The following is a 17732-nucleotide window of genomic DNA, read 5'->3' as shown; positions in this document are numbered from 1 at the left end:
CACCAAGGAAGTGCCTTCCCGTGAGAGAACCCTGGACCTTCGCAAGCCCAAGTTTCCCTTACAGGACAGGCACTTCCTCCATTTCACGACCAGATCTACATCACACTGCGTGAAAGACGCAGGCTAGTTGCGGTGGTTCGTGACGCGAACTACCGCAACTAGGGGACGAAACGCGGGGGTCAGGCGAGGGCAAGGGTGAGCGGGGTCCGGCGTACGGAGGTGACGTCGGAGGCGGGCCGGGCGGCGAGGAGGTCGGCGACGGGGCCGTGGCCGGGCAGCATCGCGGCGGGCTCGATCTCCAGCCAGGGGATCAGCACGCTCGCGCGCTCCGGCGTGCCGGGATGCGGAAGCAGCAACTGGGGGTCGTCGGAGCGCACCCCGTCCACGGTCACTATGTCGACATCCAGCGTGCGCGGTCCCCAACGGACCTCGCGCACGCGCTCCGCCGCCTGTTCGGCGGCCTGCCCTGCCCGCAGCCAGTCCCAGTGGTCACGCTCCGGGTCGTCGACGAGGACGACGGCGTTGAGGAAGTCCGGCTGGTCCTCGACACCCCACGCTTTCGTCTCGTAAACACTCGAAACGGCGACGACCGCGGGCCGCACGGCGTCGACGGCGGACTGAAGGAACGCGAGCCGGTCTCCCAGGTTGGAACCGAGCGAGAGCAGCGCGCGGCTCATCGCTCCCGCCGCACCGTCACCGCGACGTCGTCGAAGTTCAGCGGGATCGGCGCGGACGGTTTGTGCACCGTCACCTCGACGGAGGTCAGCCGCTCGTCGCGCAGGACCTCGTCGGCGATCTTCCCGGCGACGCTCTCGATGAGGTCGTACGGTTCGCCCGCCACGATCCCGGCGGCGAGTTCGGCGAGTTCGCCGTAGTGCAGCGTCTTGGTCAGGTCGTCGGACGCGGCGGCCGGACCGAGGTCCAGCCATACGACGATGTCGACGACGAACTCCTGCCCGTCGCGCTTCTCGTGGTCGAAGACCCCGTGCCTGCCGAAGACCCTCAAGCCGGTCAACGTGATCCGGTCAGACAACGGGACTCCCCTTTCGCCAAGCGGCCGCGACGGTCACGGCGTCGATACTCGCGCCGACTTCGTGCACCCGCACACCCCACGCACCCGCCGCGGCGGCGAGCGCGGACACGGCCGCGGTCGCGTTCTCCCGGCCGTCCGGCGGAGCGGGCTTTCCGTCCTTTCCGGACAAAAGACGCCCGAGGAAGCGTTTGCGCGAGGCACCGACAAGGATCGGGAAACCCAAGGACAGAAAGAAATCCAGGCCGTTCAACAGCGCCCAGTCGTGCTCGGCGTTCTTCGCGAAACCGAGCCCGGGATCGAGCACGATCGCACTCTGGTCGACACCCGCGGAGACCGCTTCGTCCACTCGGGACAGCAACTCGGAGCGAACGTCGGCGACGACGTCCTCATAGGACGCCAGCGCGTTCATGTCCTTGCTGTGCCCGCGCCAGTGCATCAGCACATACGGGACGCCGGTCTCCGCGGCGACCTTCGCCATGTTCGGATCGGCCAGACCGCCCGAAACATCGTTGATGACCGACGCGCCCGCCTCGACGGCGGCGAGGGCCACCTCGGCGCGGGTGGTGTCCACGGACATCGCGACCCCGTCGGCCGCCAGCGATCGGATCACCGGCATGATCCGGGAAATCTCGGTGTCGGCGTCCACCCGGGACGCGCCCGGCCGCGTCGACTCCCCGCCGACGTCGATCAGATCCGCGCCGCGGGACCACATCGCGTGCGCGTGCTCCAGCGCCTGCTCGATCCCGAGGTAGCGGCCACCGTCCGAAAAGGAATCGGGGGTGACGTTGAGGATGCCCATCACCGCGCAGCGGCCGGGCTGGGGCAGGGCGGTCATCGACGGCCCTTGATCAGGTCCAGCGCCTCCGCCCGCGAGGACGCCGAAGACTGCAACAGACCGCGCACCGCCGACGTCGTCGTCCTGGCGCCGGGTTTGCGGATGCCGCGCATGGCCATGCAGAGATGCTCGGCCTCGACCACGACGATCGCGCCGCGGGGCGCGAGTTTGCGCATGAGCGCGTCGGCGACCTGCGAGGTCAGGCGCTCCTGGACCTGGGGGCGCTTGGCGTAGAGATCGACGAGGCGGGCCAGTTTGGACAGGCCGGTGACCTTGCCGTGCTCATTCGGGATGTAGCCGACGTGGGCGACGCCGTGGAAGGACAGCAGGTGGTGTTCACATACCGAAAACATCGGGATGTCCGTCACCAGGACGAGTTCTTCGTGCGCCTCGTCGAATGTGCGGTCCAGCACGTGGTCCGGCTCGGTGTAGAGCCCGGCGAACATTTCCCGGTAAGCGCGAGCGACCCGGGCGGGGGTCTCAAGGAGACCGTCCCGGTCCGGGTCCTCACCACAGGCGAGCAGGAGTTCGCGTACGGCTTTCTCGGCCCGCTCTTGGTCGAAGACCGGGCCCGTGCCGCTATCGCTTGTTGTCGTCCTGTCCGTCGTCACGCCGTTGCTGTCCTTCGTCCTGCTGACCGCCAGGCTGGCCCGGCTCGCCGCCGAACCAGGTGTCACGCGGACGGTCTTCGGCGGGACGCCAGGGCTGGTTCGGCTGGCCGCCCGGCTGGGTTGCCGGGGTCCATCCGGGAGGAGCCCCGTAGTTCGGCGGACCACCAACGGGCCCACCCTGATAACCGCCTGCCGGACCGCCCGGCTGCTGCCCACCATATGCCTGGGGCCAGTGGCCGGTGCCGTTCGGCCCACCGTTCGGGCGGCCACCGTTGGGGTAGGCACCCGGCTGCGGCGGAGCGTAGGGGTTGGCGTTCGGGTCTGCGGGCGGGACCGGGGCCGCGTACGGCGGACCACCGGGAAGGTCGCCGCCGCCCTGCGCGGTGCCGACCGGGGTCGGCGCCGGCTGGAGCACCGGCTGTTCCTTCTTCTCCTCCGGCGGGGGCCACGGCTCGCCGCGCTCCATCGCCAGCTCGCCGGGGGTCTTGATCGGCGGCTTGTCCGACGGCTTCCGCTCGCCGAACTCGTTGAAGATGGTGATGTGCGGGCGCTTCTCGACGGTCGCGAAGATCCGCTCGAGATCCTTGCGGGTCAGCGTCTCCTTCTCGAGGAGCTCGATGACCAGCTCGTCCAGCACGTCACGGTAGGTGCTCAGCACGTGCCACGCCTCGGTGTGCGCGGTCTCGATGAGCTTGCGCACCTCCTCGTCGATCTCGTGCGCGACTTCCAGCGAGTAGTCCGCCTGGCGGCCCGCCGAGCGGCCGAGGAACGGGTCGCCCTGCTCCTGGCCGTACTTGACCGCGCCGAGCCGGGCGCTCATGCCGTATTCGGTGACCATCGCGCGGGCGATCTTGGTCGCCTGCTCGATGTCGGAGGAGGCACCGGTGGTGGGCTCGTGGAAGACGAGCTCCTCCGCCGTCCGACCGCCCATCGCGAAGACCAGGCGCCCGATCATCTCCGAACGGGTCATCAACTCCTTGTCGTCCTCCGGGACGAGCAGGGCGTGACCGCCGGTGCGCCCGCGCGGCAGGATCGTCAGCTTGTAGACCGGTTCGATGTCCGGCATCGCCCACGCGGCGAGCGCGTGCCCGCCCTCGTGGTAGGCCGTGATCTTCTTCTCCTTCTCGGAGATGATCCGGCTCTTGCGGGCGGGGCCGCCGACGACGCGGTCGACCGACTCCTCCAGCGCCTCGTCGGTGATCACGTGCCCGTTCTGGCGGGCGGTGAGCAGCGCGGCCTCGTTGAGCACGTTCGCCAGGTCGGCGCCGGACATGCCGACGGTCCGCTTGGCGAGGCCGCTCAGGTCGGTGCCCTGCGCGATCGGCTTGCCCTTGGCGTGCACCTCGAGGATCGCCCTGCGGCCGCGCATATCCGGTGCGGACACCGGGATCTGGCGGTCAAAGCGGCCCGGGCGCAGCAGCGCCGGGTCGAGGATGTCGGGCCGGTTGGTGGCGGCGATCAGGATGATGCCGCCGCGCGCGTCGAAGCCGTCCATCTCGACGAGCAGCTGGTTCAGCGTCTGCTCACGTTCGTCGTGGCCGCCGCCGAGGCCGGCGCCGCGCTGGCGGCCGACCGCGTCGATCTCGTCGACGAAGATGATGCAGGGCGCGTTCTGCTTGGCCTGCTCGAACAGGTCGCGGACACGCGAGGCGCCGACACCGACGAACATCTCGACGAAGTCGGAACCGGAGATCGTGTAGAACGGCACGCCCGCCTCGCCGGCGACGGCTCGCGCGAGCAGCGTCTTACCGGTACCGGGCGGCCCGTAGAGCAGGACGCCCTTGGGGATCTTCGCTCCGAGTGCCTGGTAGCGCGCCGGGTTCTGCAGGAAATCCTTGATCTCGTACAGCTCTTCGACGGCCTCGTCGGCTCCCGCGACGTCCCCGAAGGTCGTCTTGGGCATGTCCTTGTTGAGTTGCTTGGCCTTCGACTTGCCGAAGTTGAGGACGCGGTTCCCGCCGCCCTGCGCGTTGTTCATCATCCACATCAGCAGGCCCAGCACCAGCGCCAGCGGAATGGCGAAGATCAGGATCTGGGTGAGGATGTTCTGCTGGGTGACCTTGGTGGTGAACTTGACCGGGTTGTCACCGTTCTTGAGGCCGATGAGCTGGCCGTAGACGGTGCCCGCGACGTTCGCCGGGTACTGGGCCATGATCTGGTCGACCTGCTGGCCCTCGACCTCGATCTTCTTGTTCAGCAGCAGCTTGATCTGCTGCTCCTTGTCCTCTTGCGAGGCTTCCTTCACGTTGTTCGTGGTGATCTGCTGATTCGCGATCGAGATCGGCACCTGGGTATAGCCACGATCACTGTCGAAGATCGTGTTATAAGCGAGAAACGCCAGTACCGCCGCGAGAATCCAGAGCACTGGGTTCTTGAGCACGCTCTTCCGGTTCATACGACTCGGCCCTGGTGGCCTCGACCCTTCCTGGTTGGGCGGCTCCTGTGATACCCGCCATCACGATCTTGACGACCCATGGTGCTCCGACACCCGCCCCTCAGGATACCGCCCGCCTGGACGGACGAGGGTGGTGAGCCTCTCGGACGTCAACGGCGGACGCCACGCGAGGGTTCCCGGGGCGTGACCCTAGCGTGTGTCGACCGCCACACCGGCGGCCATTTCGCCCAGTCTCATCCGCAGTGTCTTGATGTCGGCGGGTGAGACGGTGACCCATTCGCGTCCGTCCGGACCGGCCTGTGACGTGCTGAGATAGCGTCCGCTGACGGTGTCGAACCAGCCGAGGACGCGGGACCGCTGCTTGGCGCCGACGTGGGACCGGCTGTTCGCTGCCAGCTGACCGCCACGCAGCCGCGGCTGGCCGGTGAGCTTGCCGAACGCCTCGCGCGGGTCCGCGGTGACGCGTTCGCTGAGTGAGACACGGGGCTTCTCTTTACGACGGGTCTTCGCCGCTTCGGGCTCTTCGCTCTGCTTCGTCGGGTTGACGGCGGCGCGGATCGGCTCGGTCCGGCGGGCGTCGTCGATCGGCAGCGTGACGGACGCCTCGGAGCCGCGCTGTCCCGGCGGAAGCAGCTCGACGACGGCGGTGGGGAGCCCGTCGGCTGGTGCTTCGCGAAGCCAGATGCCGGACTGGTCCTGGATCGCGAGCACCGCGTCGCGGCCGTCGGTGGCGCCGAGGACGGCGATCGTCGGGGCCTGGAACTCGGGGATGTGCAGCGCGTCGATGGTCAGCGAGCCGCGGGCGAGGAGGTACAGCCAGTCCTCGATCTTCCGGTCCAGCCTCCCCCGGCTGTCGCGGAGGCCGCGGGCCTTGAGTTCGACGTCGGTGCGGTCGCGCAGCACCCGCCGCTCGGCCTCGGTCGCGCCGTGCGAACGCAGGCGCAGCGGATACGGCAAGTCGCCGAGTTCGGCGGACTCCCAGAGGAAGTCGAACGCCATCGGTGTGAAGTGTTCCTGGTGCATTGCTCCGTGCCCTCCCGGCACCTTGGCTCCTGCTGCGGGGCCTGTGCGCGGCTGGTCGCTGTACGTCAGAACGCCCTGGGGTTCACGATAGCGAAGGGGTACGACAGGCGGTGGCCGGATGGCCGAAAGGGCTGGGCCCGGGTGCTGGCGACCTGGTCGCTTGAAGTACATGAAGGCCCCCTTGCTTGCGCCTAGGTCAGGGTCCCGGCAAAGTCGAGATCTTGCAGGTCAGGTGGCTATTCGCCGCCTGTGTGAGGCTGACGGTGAAGGAATTGGGACGTTGAGTGTCCCCATTCCTTCATCGTCAGCGGTCACACCGGTTGCGGAGCCCCCTGAGCGGGGAGGATTCCGGACGTTGAACGTCCGGAATCCTCCCCGCTCGACCCTTTCGGGCACTAGCGATGTCAAGCCCGGATTACCAAGAGCAGCGCTGACCAGCAGCTCTGCGACTTTGCCGGAACCCTGGCGCCTAGGTACAGGAAGGGGGCCTTCATGTACTTGGGAAGGAGGCCTTCACGCGAGTCTCGACCGAGACTGCCGACCACGATGGGAAGGCAGCGGGACGACAGGGTCAGCGTGCGACGGAAGCGTCGGCCGCGATCTTCCCCAGCATCTCCGTGAGCCGGTGCCGCAGCGTCGCCGGGTCCGCGGGCGCGACGGTGATCCAGTCCCGTCCGTCGGAGCCGCGGGTGGCCTGGGTGAAGTACCGGCCCGACTGCGTGTCGAACCAGCTCAGCACCGAAGACCGGCTCCGCGTGCCGTGCCTGCTGCGCGCGTTGGCGCCGAACTGGCCGCCGCGCAGCCGCGGCTGGGCCTGGAGCCGGGACAGGGCCTTGCGGTCCTCGTCGGACGTCGCCGTGCCGTCGACCTGCGGCTGGCGGCGCTGGAGGAAGTCCGCGCCGGAAGCGCCGACGAGTCCGTCCAGCGGGAGGGTGATCGACTTCTCGGTGCCGCGCGCACCCGGCGGCAGGAGGGAGACGATCGCGCTCGCGAGGCCGTCCGGCGCGATCGGATGGAAGTGGAAACCGCGCTGATCCTGCACCGTCAGGAGGCCCTGGCCGCCGAGCAGCGACGCGACCGCGAGCAGCGGTTCGGTGTTGGGATTGTTGAGCTGGACACAGTCCAGGCTCAGGTCCGGCCGCGCGAGGACACCGAAGTAGTCCTCGATGTGGGGCTCGGGACGCCCGCGTTCGTCGGCGAGACGACGCTGGTTCAGTGACTGGAGCGTCTGCTTCCGCAGGGCGTCGCGCTCATCGACGGTCGCCCCGTGCGAGCGGAGCCGCAGCGGGTACGGCAGCTCTCCGGCGTTCGCGCCCTCCCACAGGAAGTCCAGCTCGACCGCGGTGAGCAGTTCACCGTTCGCCATCGTCCGCCCCCAAACAAGTCAGCGGGCGCGCGGCCGGTTCGGCCGCGCGCCCGGTGAAAACCGCTCTAGCGATCGTCGTCTTCGGTCCAGGCGCCGATGACCGGCGGCGGGGTCGCCTCGTTGGCACCGAAGGCGTCGTCCGGGTCGGGCTCGATGAGGAACGACGCGTGCGTGTGCTCCTCTTCCTGCTCCGCCTGCGCGCCGTGGGCACCCATGCCCATACCGCCGCCCATGCCCTGCATCGGCGGGGTGGCGCCGCCACCGATGGTGCCGCTGGAGGACACGAGGCCCTGCTGCGGCACGGCCTGGGACGCGGCGCTCTGCGCGGGCGCGTTGTCGGTCGCCGCGGCGTCGGTGCTGTCGGTTTCCTTGGCGCCGGACTTGTTGCCCTGTCCGAGCGCCTTCGCACCGGCGTAGCCGAGACCGCCGCCGAGGGCGGCCGCGGTGAGTGCCTGGCCGAGCCCGCTGCCGCCGCTCGCCGCCGGGGCGTGCGGGGCGGTGATCGGCGCGCCGGCACCGGACGCGACACCGGCGCCGGGTGCGACACCCGAAGCGGGCAGGTTCCCGGTGGCGGGGTTGTAGCCCGCCTGCGAGAACACGCCCGAGTCCGGACCAGTGTGGACGACCGGCGCGGGCGAACCGCCCTGCGCGCCGCCGTAGCCGTGTGTGCCCGCGAGGACCGGGGCGCCGGAGACGGCGCCGGAGTTGAGGCCCCCGCCGCCGACGTTGCCGACACCGCTGAACGAGGCGCTGTTGTGCGTGGCCGTCGGCTTCATGCCGAGGGATTCGGGGCCGAAGCTCGGAGTCGAGCTGTCGACCTCGCTCATCTCCTTGGTGTAGGCCTCGAGGAACCTGGCCTGCTCCGCCCGCACTTCCTTGTCCTGGTCGGCGAGGGGCTTCTGGTCGGTGATCATGCCGACCGGGCCCGCCGCGAGCGCCTGGCCCATCGCACCCTCGGGGGTGTAGTTGGTCGGCTTCGGCATCAGCTTGACCTTGGTGGCGGCGTCGGCCTGCTTCTGCAGCCTGTCCGACATCGTGGTCGCGGCTTCGGAGGCCTGCGAGCCCGAGTTCGCGATGGCGACCAGCGAACCCTGCGCGCTCGCCGCGCCCTGCCCGATCCAGGCGGCGCCCAGTTCGGAGATCGCGGTGTAGAGGTCGTTCGAGGCCTGGCTCAGCTGGGTCCCGTGCGAGCTCCACGACTGGCTGATCGAGGTCGCGGTGCTGGGGTCGTTGCCGAGGTTGGCCTGGTTCCACAGGTCCTGGCTGGTCGGGGCGCTCTCCCAGTTCGGCGGGTTCGTGATGGCGCGGTCGGCGCCGATGTCGAACCCGTCCGAACGTCCGCGCGCGGACGAGACGATGCCCTCGGCGTGCGAGTTGTCGCCGAGCTGGACCGGGGTGCTGCTGGTGCTCTCGCCGAAAGAGTCGGCGCTGTGCTTCGGTGGCATGGCTTTCTGACTCCCCCTCAGACGTTCCGGAACGGCTCGGCCGCGGTCTGGTCGATCTCGTGGTACCTGGCCATCGCGATCACGATGCCGGACTCTGCGGCCTCGTACTGCTGGTAAAGGTTCTGGAGAGCGGCCGAGTACGAGTCGCCGCCGCCGTCGGCCCGGTTCGCCACCTTCGCGGCGATCGCGTTGCCGACCGGGTTGTTGCCCAGCTTCGGAGCCTGGCCGAGGTCACCGGCACGGTGCAGCAGGGCCTCGACGGCGTCCTTGCCGGTGCGGATCTTGTTCAGGACGGTCTGGGCCGCGTCCGGGTCGATCCCGACCTGCCCCTGGGCCGCGGCGTTCTTGAACGCGTTCGCGTCCGCCAAGCTGTTCCCCATCTGAGCTCTCTCCGTTTCCCCCGGGCCAGGCCACGACGGCATCGTGGCAAAGGTCTTCGCATAGGTTAACGCACTTGATCGCAGCCTATGACGCGTTCTCCGTGCTCAGGGTTCCGCATTTCCGCGTCCGCGGGCAAGCGGTTCTCAGGACGTGTAAACGTGCGGATCCAGGGTGCCGATGTAGGGCAGGTCCCGGTAACGCTCCGCGTAGTCGAGGCCGTATCCGACTACGAATTCGTTCGGAATGTCGAACCCGATGTACTTGACCGGTACATCGACCTTGACCGCCTCGGGCTTGCGCAGGAGCGAGACGACCTCCAGCGAGGCCGGGTTGCGGCTGGCGAGGTTCTTCAGGAGCCAGGACAGCGTGAGCCCGGAGTCGACGATGTCCTCGACGATGAGGACGTCGCGGCCGGCGATGTCGCGATCGAGGTCCTTGAGGATCCGCACCACGCCGGACGACGAGGTCGCCGAACCGTAGGAGGAGACCGCCATGAACTCGAGCTGCGAAGGAAGAGGGAGTGCCCTGGCGAAGTCGGTCATGAACATCACCGCGCCCTTGAGCACGCCGACGAGCAGGAGGTCTCCCTGCCCGGAGCCGGGGCCGTCGACCGGGTAGTCCGCGGCTACCTTCGCGGCCAGCTCGGCGATCTTGTCGTTGATCTGCTGCTCGGTGACGAGCACGGAGGCGATCTCGCCTTCGTACACAGGACGATCCCCTCTAGGTGGTGGACTGGGGTGCTTCGACCGAGAGCCTGCCATGCGCCCGCTTGGCCACCAAGTCGCCGGGTAGCCAGACCCCGCCTTGACCCCGCCAGTTCCCCACCAGCGCGTCGACCGAACGCAGGTGGGCGTCGGTGAGTTCGCGGACTCCGGAGTCCAGTAACCACCTGCGGAGGACTCGTCGTCGCAGGGCAGGCGGCTCGGTGGCGAGCACCGCGACGTCGAGCCCGTCGTCGGTGAAGGCACGCAGGTAGACGTCGCCCGCGAGTGTGTCCAACGCCTCGGTGTCCTCGCGCAGTTGCGCCGCCGTGCGGGCGAGCGAGGCCGCGACACCGCCGGACAGCACATCCTCCAGAAGGGGCAGTACTTCCGTCCGTAACCGGACACGGGTGAACCGCGGGTCCGCGTTGTGCGGGTCCTGCCACGGTTCGACGCCGAGCGCCCGGCACGCCTGCCGGGTGGTGGCGCGGGTGACGCCGAGCAGCGGCCGTCCCCATGGCGGGTCGTGCGGCCGCATCCCGGCCAGCGAGCGCGGTCCCGATCCGCGGCCGAGGCCGAGCAGGACGGTTTCGGCCTGGTCGTCGAGGGTGTGGCCGAGGAGGACGAGACCGTGGCTTTCCGGCAGCGCCGAACGCAAGGCGCGGTACCGGGCCCGGCGGGCCGCGGCTTCCGGTCCGCCCCCGCCTTCGACGTTCACCCGTAAGACTTCAGCGGTGTCGACGCCCAGCTCACGGGCCGTGCCGGCCGCCTTCGCCGCGGTTTCGGCGGAACCGTCCTGGAGGCCGTGGTCGACGACGAGTGCCCGCACCTTCAGCCCCGCGCGAGTGCCGACGAACGCCGCCGCTTCGGCCAGCGCGAGCGAATCCGCGCCGCCGGAAACCGCGACACACAGCTCGTCGCGACGATCCGCCGACGTCAGGAAGTCCCGCACGGCCGTCCGCACGGCCGCGATCGCCGGATCCGGCCCGCTCACCCGTGCAGGCGCCGCACCCAGGCCGCGGGATCGGTGATCTCGGCCCGGGTCGGCAGCGTGTTCGGCGACGTCCAGACGGCGTTGAAGCCCTCCATGCCGACAGCGTCGACAACGTGCTTGGTGAACTTCGCGCCCTGCTCGTACTGGTGCATCTTCGCGTCCACCCCGAGCAGGCTGCGCAGCACGCGGTCGACCAGCCCGCCGCCCTTGCGCCGCGTGGTGAACCGCGAGCGGATCAGCTCGACACTCGGCACGACCCGCGGCCCGACGGCGTCCATCACGAAGTCGGCGTGCCCCTCCAACAGGGTGGAGAGCGCGAGGAGCCGGTCGAACACCGCGCGTTCGCTCGGCGACTGCAGGAGTTCGGCGAGACCGGCACCGCCCGCCTTGCCCTTGCCGATCTGCTTGATGGTGTCCGGGAGGCGGCCGACCAGATCGCTCAGCCCGTCCGCGTCGCGGCCGGCGAGCCCGCCGATCAGGCGCTCGACCTCGTCGGCGAAGTAGTCGCGCAGCCAGGTGACCGCGGTGAACTGGAGCCGGTGGGTGCATTCGTGCAGGCAGACCCACAGCCGGAAATCGTGGCCGGGCACGTCCATCGCGCGCTGGGCGGCGACCACGTTCGGCGCGACGAGCACCAGCTGACCGGCGCGCTCCGGCCCGCCGAACGGGTCGTACTGGCCGAGCACGCGGGAAGCCAGGAACGCGAGCACCAGCCCGGTCTGGACACCGGCGCCACCGGCCAGCACGGGGCCGAGCGGCCCGCCCTGCGCCTGCGGCAGCGCGCGGCCGGTGAGCGCGTCGAGCCCGGCGGCGGCCGAGCGGACCCAGCCGGGCCGGTCGACGACCTCGGCGGGCAGCAGCGGCAGATCGAGCCCGAGCCCGGTCAGCTCACGGACGTGCCCCTCCGCCTCGCTGGTCAGCTCCCGCAGATCGGCGACGGCTTCCTCGGCCACTTCGCGGTCGACCACCGGGCCACCGCGCACCAGGAGGGCGCCCGTCGAGGCGGCCAGGGACCAGTCGACCATCGAACGTGTCTTGGTCGGCGTTTCCTCAGTCACTCTTATGACGCTACCCGCTGAAAGCCCGAATTCCGCCGCGACTTCCTCACGCTCCGATTCCGGTCGCTCACCTGCAGCCGCATTTGTGCAGTGTCGCCGCGACGACGTCCAGCGCGGCCCTGCCCTTGTTCTGATCCGAGCCGGACGACATCAGCGCGAACACCAGCATCCGGCCGTCGGTGTCCAGTACCACGCCCGCCAGGGTGTTCACCCCCGACAGCGTCCCGGTCTTGCCTCGCACCCAGCCCCGGCCCGCCGCCGACGCCGGATCGCCGTAGCGCTTCTCCAGCGTCCCGCTGCCACCCGCGACGGGGAGGCCGGCCAGCAGCGGCCGCAGTTTGGCCGTCCTCGGATCCTTGCCGTCCGGCGCCGCCGCGACCGCGAGGATCTCGCTGAGCACCTTCGCCGGGATCTTGTTCTGGTCGGACAATCCGCTGCCGTCGTTGATCTGGACGCCGGTGAGGTCGAAGCCCGCCTGCTTGAGCACGTCCATCGTCGCGGCCGCGCCGCCGGTGAAGGACGCTTCGGCGCCCTTGGCGATCGCGATCTGGCGGGCGAGGACGTCGGCGAGCATGTTGTCCGAAAGCTGCAACAGCGAATTGGCGAACTCGGCCAGCGGCTGCGACTTGACCTCGCCGAGCACCTTCGCGTCCTTCGGCGCCGTCGTCGTCCCGCCTGCCTGGGCTTCGAGCTTCCCCGCGATCTTCTGGGTCAGCGCGGCCGCCGGGTTCGCGATCCGGGGCGCGTGGTCGCTTTTCGGGTCGTTGCGGCCGCCGTCGGCCATCACGGGGAGGACCGCCGCCATGTAGGTGTTCCCGGCGGCGGTGTCCTCCTGGTCCCAGCCCTTCGCGGCCGTCGGCCCCTTGAACAGGCTGACGTCCAGCTGGACCTTGGTGATCTTGCCGCCGGTGGCCTTCTTGACCTGGGCGACGAGGTCGTCGACGTGGGCGGCGCCCGGGTACAGCGGCGAGTCGGTGCCCAGCGGAAGCGACGTCAGCGACGGGTCGCCGCCCGCGACCAGGATGGCCGTGCCCGGATCGGCGCCCTGGACGATCTTCGTCGGGATCTGCATCCCGTGGTCCAGCGACAGCAACGCGGCCGCCACGACGAGGATCTTCGTGGTCGACGCCGGGGTCAGCGGGGTGCCGGAGTTCTTGTCCCAGAGGACCTCACCGGTCGCCGCGTCCACGACGGTGCCGGTGAGCGTGCCGAGGTCGGCGGAACCGGCGGGCCCCGCCAGCGCGGAAGCGAGCCCCTCCTTCGTCGGCCCGGCGCCGTTGAGGTCCGGCCCGTGCAGGACACGGGAGATGCCCGCCGGCTTGGGGATGTCGCCCTTCGGCGCGTTCGGCGCCCAGGGCAGGCCGAGCCGGTTCGACACCTTCGGCATCGCGGACGCGCCGCCCATCCCGGCGAGCAGCAGGAAGACGACCACGGTCGTGATCACCAGGACCTTGCGCTTGCGCCTCTTCGGCTTCGGCGCGGGCGCGGGCGCGGCGGCAGCGGCGGGAGGCGCGGGGGGCTTCTCGGAGGGCGGTTCGGGCTGCTGGATCCCGACGGTGGCTTCGGAGTCGAAGCGCTCTTCGGCCGGCTCGATGCGGACCGGCCGCGCGTGCATCGTCGCGGACGGGACCGGCGCGGGGCGCGGCGGCTCGACCCGGTTCTGCTCGGGACGGCGCGGTGTCTCTGGGGGCGGTGTCTCCTGGGCCGGGGGTTCCTGCCGCGGCTCGGGGTCACGCGACGGAGTGGGGGCGCCCCGGTCGAACTGGTCCCAATCCGGTTCGTCCCCGTGCTGAGGCTGGACGGGTTTCACGAAGAGCGTCTTCGGCTCTGACGGCTTTTCCTGCTCGACCGGCGTCACCGGGGCGAAGGCGGACCACTGCGGCGTGGGCGTCTCCGGGACGTCCGGTTCTTCCTCGACCTCGACGACCGGCTCGAACCAGGAGCCACTTTCGGGTGTGACCTTCGGCACTGACAGCTCTTCGGTCTTACCGTTCGCCAGACCCGACATGGGCAGCCAGACGGTGGCCTCACCGCCCCCCTTGGGGCCCTTGGGCTCGGCGGATGAGGTGTCCTTGTCGTCCGACGGCCACCTCGGGTCATCGTTTTCCGGCACGTAACACTCCTTCATCCACCGTCCGGGGAAGGGGCCAAGCTCACATACGACCACATCGATGCGACCGCCCGAGCCCCCGTGGTCCACACTAGTGAAGACAAGACGATGATTTCGGTGAGCCGTCCGCGACGGCGGGGCGTACCAAAGACGAGAGCAGCGAGGCCGGCGTGGAATTCGACGTCACTATCGAAATCCCCAAGGGGGAGCGCAACAAGTACGAGGTGGACCACAAGACCGGTCGGATCAAGCTCGACCGGACGCTGTTCACCGCCACTCAGTACCCCGCCGACTACGGCTTCATCGACGACACCCTCGGCCAGGACGGCGACCCGCTCGACGTGCTGGTGCTCGTCCAGGAGCCGACCTTCCCGGGCTGCCTGATCCGCTGCCGCGCGATCGGCATGTTCCGGATGACCGACGAGAAGGGCCCGGACGACAAGGTCCTCGCGGTCCCGACGAACGACCCGCGCCTGGAGCACCTGCGCGACATCCACCACCTGAACGAGTTCCACAAGCTCGAGATCCAGCACTTCTTCGAGGTGTACAAGGATCTGGAGCCGGGCAAGAGCGTCGAGGGTTCGAGCTGGGTCGGACGTACCGAGGCCGAGGCCGAGATCAAGCGTTCGTACGAGCGTGAGACCGACAGGCTGGCCAAGGAGGCCGTCGACGGTCCCGCGGCTCACTAGTCGTTTCGCAAGGCCGAAGGGGCCCTTCACCGCACGCGATGCGGTGAAGGGCCCCTTCGGCCTTGCCTCGCAAGTAGTCGCCTACTTGCGGCCGGTCCAGAGCGCAAGTAGGCGACTACTTGCGGTCAGGCCGAGTAGCCCGGGATCGGGAACGGCGCCAGGAACTCGCGGATCTCGGCGGCGACGGTGTCCAAAGCGGACTGTTCCTCGGCCGCCGCGGCGGTGATCGTGCGGTCGATCCACTCCGCCACCTTGACCTGGTGCTCCGGCTGGAGCCCGCGCGTGGTGATCGCGGAGGTGCCGAGCCGGATGCCGGACGGGTCGAACGGCTTGCGCGGGTCGAACGGCACGGTGTTGTAGTTCAGTTCGATCCCGGCCCGGTCCAGCGCCTGCGCGGCGGGTTTGCCCGGCACGTTCTTGTTCGTCAGGTCGATCAGCAGCAGGTGGTTGTCGGTACCGCCGGACACGAGGTCGTACCCGCGCTCCACCAAAGCCTCCGCCAGCGCCTTGGCGTTCGCCACGATCGCGTGCGCGTAGTCGCGGAACTCGGGCTTCTGTGCCTCGCCCAGCGCGACGGCGATCGCCGCGGTCGTGTGGTTGTGCGGGCCGCCCTGCAGACCGGGGAACACCGCCTTGTCGACGGCCTTCGCGTGGTCGGCGTCGGAAAGGATCATCGCGCCACGCGGGCCGCGCAGTGTCTTGTGCGTGGTCGTGGTGATGACCTGCGCGTGCCCGACCGGCGACGGATGCGCGCCACCGGCGACGAGACCGGCGATATGCGCGATGTCGGCGACCAGGACGGCGTCGACCTCGCGGGCGATCTCGGCGAACGCCGGGAAGGCGATGGTGCGCGGGATCGCGGTGCCGCCCGCGAAGATCAGCTTCGGCCGGTGCTGCAACGCGAGTTCACGCACCTGGTCGAGGTCGACGCGGCCGGTCTCCTCGCGGACGCCGTAGCGGACCGGCGTGAACCACTTGCCGGTCGCGGACACGCTCCAGCCGTGCGTCAAGTGACCGCCGTCGGGCAGCGCCATGCCGAGCACGGTGTCGCCCGGCTTCGCGAAGGCGAGGTACACGGCCAGGTTCGCCGGGGAACCGGAGTACGGCTGGACGTTGGCGTGGTCGGCGCCGAAGACGGCCTTCGCCCGCTCGATGGCGAGGTTCTCGACCTGGTCGACGAGCTGCTGGCCCTCGTAGTACCGCTTGCCGGCGTAGCCCTCGGAGTACTTGTTGGTGAGGACGGTGCCGGTCGCTTCGAGCACCGCCTGGGAGACGTAGTTCTCGGACGCGATCAGGCGGATCTTGTCGTGCTGGCGCTTCGCCTCGTCCTCGACGAGCCCGGCGATCTGCGGGTCGGCGGCGGCGAGCGCGGACAGTTCTGGCTGGTGTGTCATGGCGTACTCCGGCTCAGGAGTGGCCTTCACCCAGGCGCGCGGTGCCGGCCTGAATTCGCTTCCCGGTGGTGCTCCACCTCAAATGCGCCAGTCGCTGGTGCCCCCGGAGCCTAGTGCACTCCGCTGGAGCCGGAGTCGGCATGCGGGCGATGTTCGCCGCACCATCGGCGGCTGCATCCCGACGTGCGATCACAGAACGGCCGTGCGCAGACGGCACACCGTTTGATCCGCCGCCAGCCGCCGAACGCGACCAGTTCCGCCAGCCCGGCGGCGCCCGTGACCAGGTCGCCGCAGCCCGGCCACGACGTCACATGCACTACGCGCCAGGCATTTCCGGCGACGACGAGCCGCGGCGCGGCCCCCGTGCCCGCCAGGATCCGGTTGAGCCGGTTCGCGGCCGCGTGCTCGTCCGGCAGCGCCGCTGCCACCCCGGCGAGCCACGGGTTCCCTTGCGAGAGCAGCCTTTCCGCGACTTCGAGGGCCGGATCGAGGTCACGGAAAGGCGGGACGATCACGTGCTTGCGGGTCACGGTTCTTCGATCGCGACGCCCATCGAGCGGGCCGTGCCCGCGATCGTGCGCATGGCAGCGCCGAGGTCCCCGGTGTTGAGATCCGGCAGTTTCCGTTCGGCGATCTCCCGCAGCTGGTCCTGGGTGAGCTTTCCCGCGACTTCATGACCGGGACGGCCGGAACCCTTGCCACCCAAGGCTTTCTTGATGAGGAACGACGTCGGCGGGGTCTTCAGCCGGAGTTCGAAGGAGCGGTCCTCGAACACCGACACGACCACCGGGACGATCTCGCCGCGCTGCGCCGCCGTCGCCGTGTCGTAGGCCTTCTTGACCTCGACGAGGTTCACGCCGGTCTGGCCGAGCGTCTTGCCGAGGTCGACCACCGGCGCGTTGCCGGCGGTCAGCTCGAGCGTCGCCTGGTGCGTCTTCTTCTTCGACTTCGGTGCCATACGCCCGAAGCTAGGGTCTCCAGTTACTGGAGAGTCAATCGATCGGCTTGATGCCTTCCGCGTGCCTGCGCGCCAGTTCCTGGTAGATCGCCGCGTTGTGCTCGACCCACAGCTTCGCGTTGCCGTCGAGCGGGACGTGCTTCTTCGCGGGGCTGCCCATGGCGACGGTCTCGGGCGGGACGACCATCCCCGGCGTCACCGTGGCACCGGCGGCGACCAGGGCCTTCGCCCCGATCTGTGCCTTGTCGAGCACGGTCGAGCCGTTCCCGATCAACGCCTGCTCGCCGATCGTGCAGTCGTGCACGAGGCACTGGTGCCCGACGGTGACGTTCTTGCCGACCTCGGTGACCCCGTCGTTGACGTGGATGACCGAGTTGTCCTGGATGTTGGCGCCTTCGCGGATGACGATCTTCCCGAAGTCGGCGCGCAGCACGGCGCCGTACCAGACGGAAGCGCCCTTCTCCACGACGACGTCGCCGATCAGGGTGGCGGTGGGGGCGATCCACGCTTCGGGATCCACCTGGGGACGGTGCCCCTCGAATTCGAACAGCGGCATGCCCCGCACCCTATGCGCCCGAGCGCGTGAAGGCCCCCTTCACGCGGCTGAGCCGAGGGGGTGGATTTCAGGGGTCGTTGCAACACGGGTGATCAACTGGTTTTGGTGAGGAGTTTAGCGAGGCGCTCGGCTGGGGTGTCCCAGTCGAGTGTTTTGCGTGGGCGGCGGTTGAGTTGGGCGGCG

At 69.5% G+C, this 17732-nt stretch carries 18 protein-coding genes; 1 reads left to right on the top strand and 17 read right to left on the bottom strand.

Annotation, left to right across the window (positions count from 1 at the left end; genetic code table 11):
- Positions 1-179 precede the first annotated feature (179 nt).
- From folK to dacB, 13 genes are all read right to left on the bottom strand, one after another.
- The gene (gene folK, locus ACLARN_RS43270; RefSeq protein WP_409497305.1) at positions 180-677 is read right to left on the bottom strand and encodes a 2-amino-4-hydroxy-6-hydroxymethyldihydropteridine diphosphokinase; all 498 of its coding nucleotides are present in this window, start codon (positions 675-677) and stop codon (positions 180-182) included.
- Complete coding sequence (gene folB / locus ACLARN_RS43265; RefSeq protein ID WP_409497304.1) at positions 674-1033, bottom strand: dihydroneopterin aldolase; 360 nt, start codon at positions 1031-1033, stop codon at positions 674-676. Before folB ends, folK begins: the two co-directional genes overlap by 4 nt.
- Positions 1026-1868 carry a dihydropteroate synthase gene (gene folP / locus ACLARN_RS43260; RefSeq protein ID WP_409497303.1) on the bottom strand — a complete coding sequence of 281 codons (843 nt, stop codon included), beginning with the start codon at positions 1866-1868 and terminating at the stop codon, positions 1026-1028. The genes folB and folP overlap by 8 nt, the downstream gene beginning before the upstream one ends.
- The gene (gene folE, locus ACLARN_RS43255) at positions 1865-2479 is read right to left on the bottom strand and encodes a GTP cyclohydrolase I FolE (protein ID WP_409497302.1); all 615 of its coding nucleotides are present in this window, start codon (positions 2477-2479) and stop codon (positions 1865-1867) included. The genes folP and folE overlap by 4 nt, the downstream gene beginning before the upstream one ends.
- Complete coding sequence (gene ftsH, locus ACLARN_RS43250) at positions 2448-4874, bottom strand: ATP-dependent zinc metalloprotease FtsH (protein ID WP_409497301.1); 2427 nt, start codon at positions 4872-4874, stop codon at positions 2448-2450. Before ftsH ends, folE begins: the two co-directional genes overlap by 32 nt.
- 189 nt (positions 4875-5063) lie before the next feature.
- Positions 5064-5897: an ESX secretion-associated protein EspG gene (locus ACLARN_RS43245; protein WP_409497300.1), complete on the bottom strand. Its 834-nt coding sequence runs from the start codon at positions 5895-5897 to the stop codon at positions 5064-5066.
- A gap of 571 nt (positions 5898-6468) precedes the next feature.
- Positions 6469-7263, bottom strand: a complete 795-nt coding sequence (locus ACLARN_RS43240; RefSeq protein WP_409497299.1) for an ESX secretion-associated protein EspG — start codon at positions 7261-7263, stop codon at positions 6469-6471.
- Positions 7264-7328: 65 nt separating this feature from the next.
- Positions 7329-8708, bottom strand: coding sequence for a WXG100 family type VII secretion target (locus ACLARN_RS43235; protein WP_409497298.1), 1380 nt, complete (start codon positions 8706-8708; stop codon positions 7329-7331).
- Between the two features lie 17 nt (positions 8709-8725).
- The gene (locus tag ACLARN_RS43230; protein WP_409497297.1) at positions 8726-9088 is read right to left on the bottom strand and encodes a hypothetical protein; all 363 of its coding nucleotides are present in this window, start codon (positions 9086-9088) and stop codon (positions 8726-8728) included.
- A gap of 144 nt (positions 9089-9232) precedes the next feature.
- Positions 9233-9796, bottom strand: coding sequence for a hypoxanthine phosphoribosyltransferase (gene hpt / locus ACLARN_RS43225; RefSeq protein WP_076155912.1), 564 nt, complete (start codon positions 9794-9796; stop codon positions 9233-9235).
- Between the two features lie 13 nt (positions 9797-9809).
- On the bottom strand, positions 9810-10784 hold the full coding sequence (gene tilS / locus ACLARN_RS43220) for a tRNA lysidine(34) synthetase TilS (protein WP_409497296.1): 975 nt from the start codon (positions 10782-10784) through the stop codon (positions 9810-9812).
- The gene (locus ACLARN_RS43215; RefSeq protein ID WP_409497306.1) at positions 10781-11809 is read right to left on the bottom strand and encodes a zinc-dependent metalloprotease; all 1029 of its coding nucleotides are present in this window, start codon (positions 11807-11809) and stop codon (positions 10781-10783) included. The genes tilS and ACLARN_RS43215 overlap by 4 nt, the downstream gene beginning before the upstream one ends.
- A 100-nt stretch (positions 11810-11909) precedes the next feature.
- Positions 11910-13970 (bottom strand): D-alanyl-D-alanine carboxypeptidase/D-alanyl-D-alanine-endopeptidase, encoded by a 2061-nt coding sequence (gene dacB, locus ACLARN_RS43210; RefSeq protein ID WP_409497295.1) that lies wholly within the window; start codon positions 13968-13970, stop codon positions 11910-11912.
- Positions 13971-14122: 152 nt separating this feature from the next.
- Between dacB and ACLARN_RS43205 the strand changes: the two genes are divergently transcribed.
- Entirely contained in the window at positions 14123-14641 is a 519-nt protein-coding gene (locus tag ACLARN_RS43205) for an inorganic diphosphatase (RefSeq protein WP_101611081.1), read from the top strand.
- Between the two features lie 125 nt (positions 14642-14766).
- Here ACLARN_RS43205 and glyA read toward each other — a convergent pair whose 3' ends face one another.
- The 4 genes from glyA to ACLARN_RS43185 all read right to left on the bottom strand — a co-directional run bounded on the left by glyA (position 14767) and on the right by ACLARN_RS43185 (position 17549).
- Positions 14767-16035, bottom strand: coding sequence for a serine hydroxymethyltransferase (glyA, locus tag ACLARN_RS43200; RefSeq protein WP_409497294.1), 1269 nt, complete (start codon positions 16033-16035; stop codon positions 14767-14769).
- A 110-nt stretch (positions 16036-16145) separates the two neighbouring features.
- Positions 16146-16565: a hypothetical protein gene (locus tag ACLARN_RS43195; RefSeq protein ID WP_409497293.1), complete on the bottom strand. Its 420-nt coding sequence runs from the start codon at positions 16563-16565 to the stop codon at positions 16146-16148.
- On the bottom strand, positions 16562-16993 hold the full coding sequence (locus tag ACLARN_RS43190; protein WP_409497292.1) for an uL11 family ribosomal protein: 432 nt from the start codon (positions 16991-16993) through the stop codon (positions 16562-16564). The genes ACLARN_RS43195 and ACLARN_RS43190 overlap by 4 nt, the downstream gene beginning before the upstream one ends.
- A 34-nt stretch (positions 16994-17027) precedes the next feature.
- Positions 17028-17549, bottom strand: a complete 522-nt coding sequence (locus ACLARN_RS43185; RefSeq protein WP_409497291.1) for a gamma carbonic anhydrase family protein — start codon at positions 17547-17549, stop codon at positions 17028-17030.
- Positions 17550-17732 lie beyond the last annotated feature (183 nt).

Source organism: Amycolatopsis sp. cmx-11-12 (assembly GCF_046269425.1).
In the GTDB taxonomy this organism is placed as follows: Bacteria; Actinomycetota; Actinomycetes; order Mycobacteriales; family Pseudonocardiaceae; genus Amycolatopsis.
This window is presented reverse-complemented; position numbering and strand designations above follow the sequence as displayed.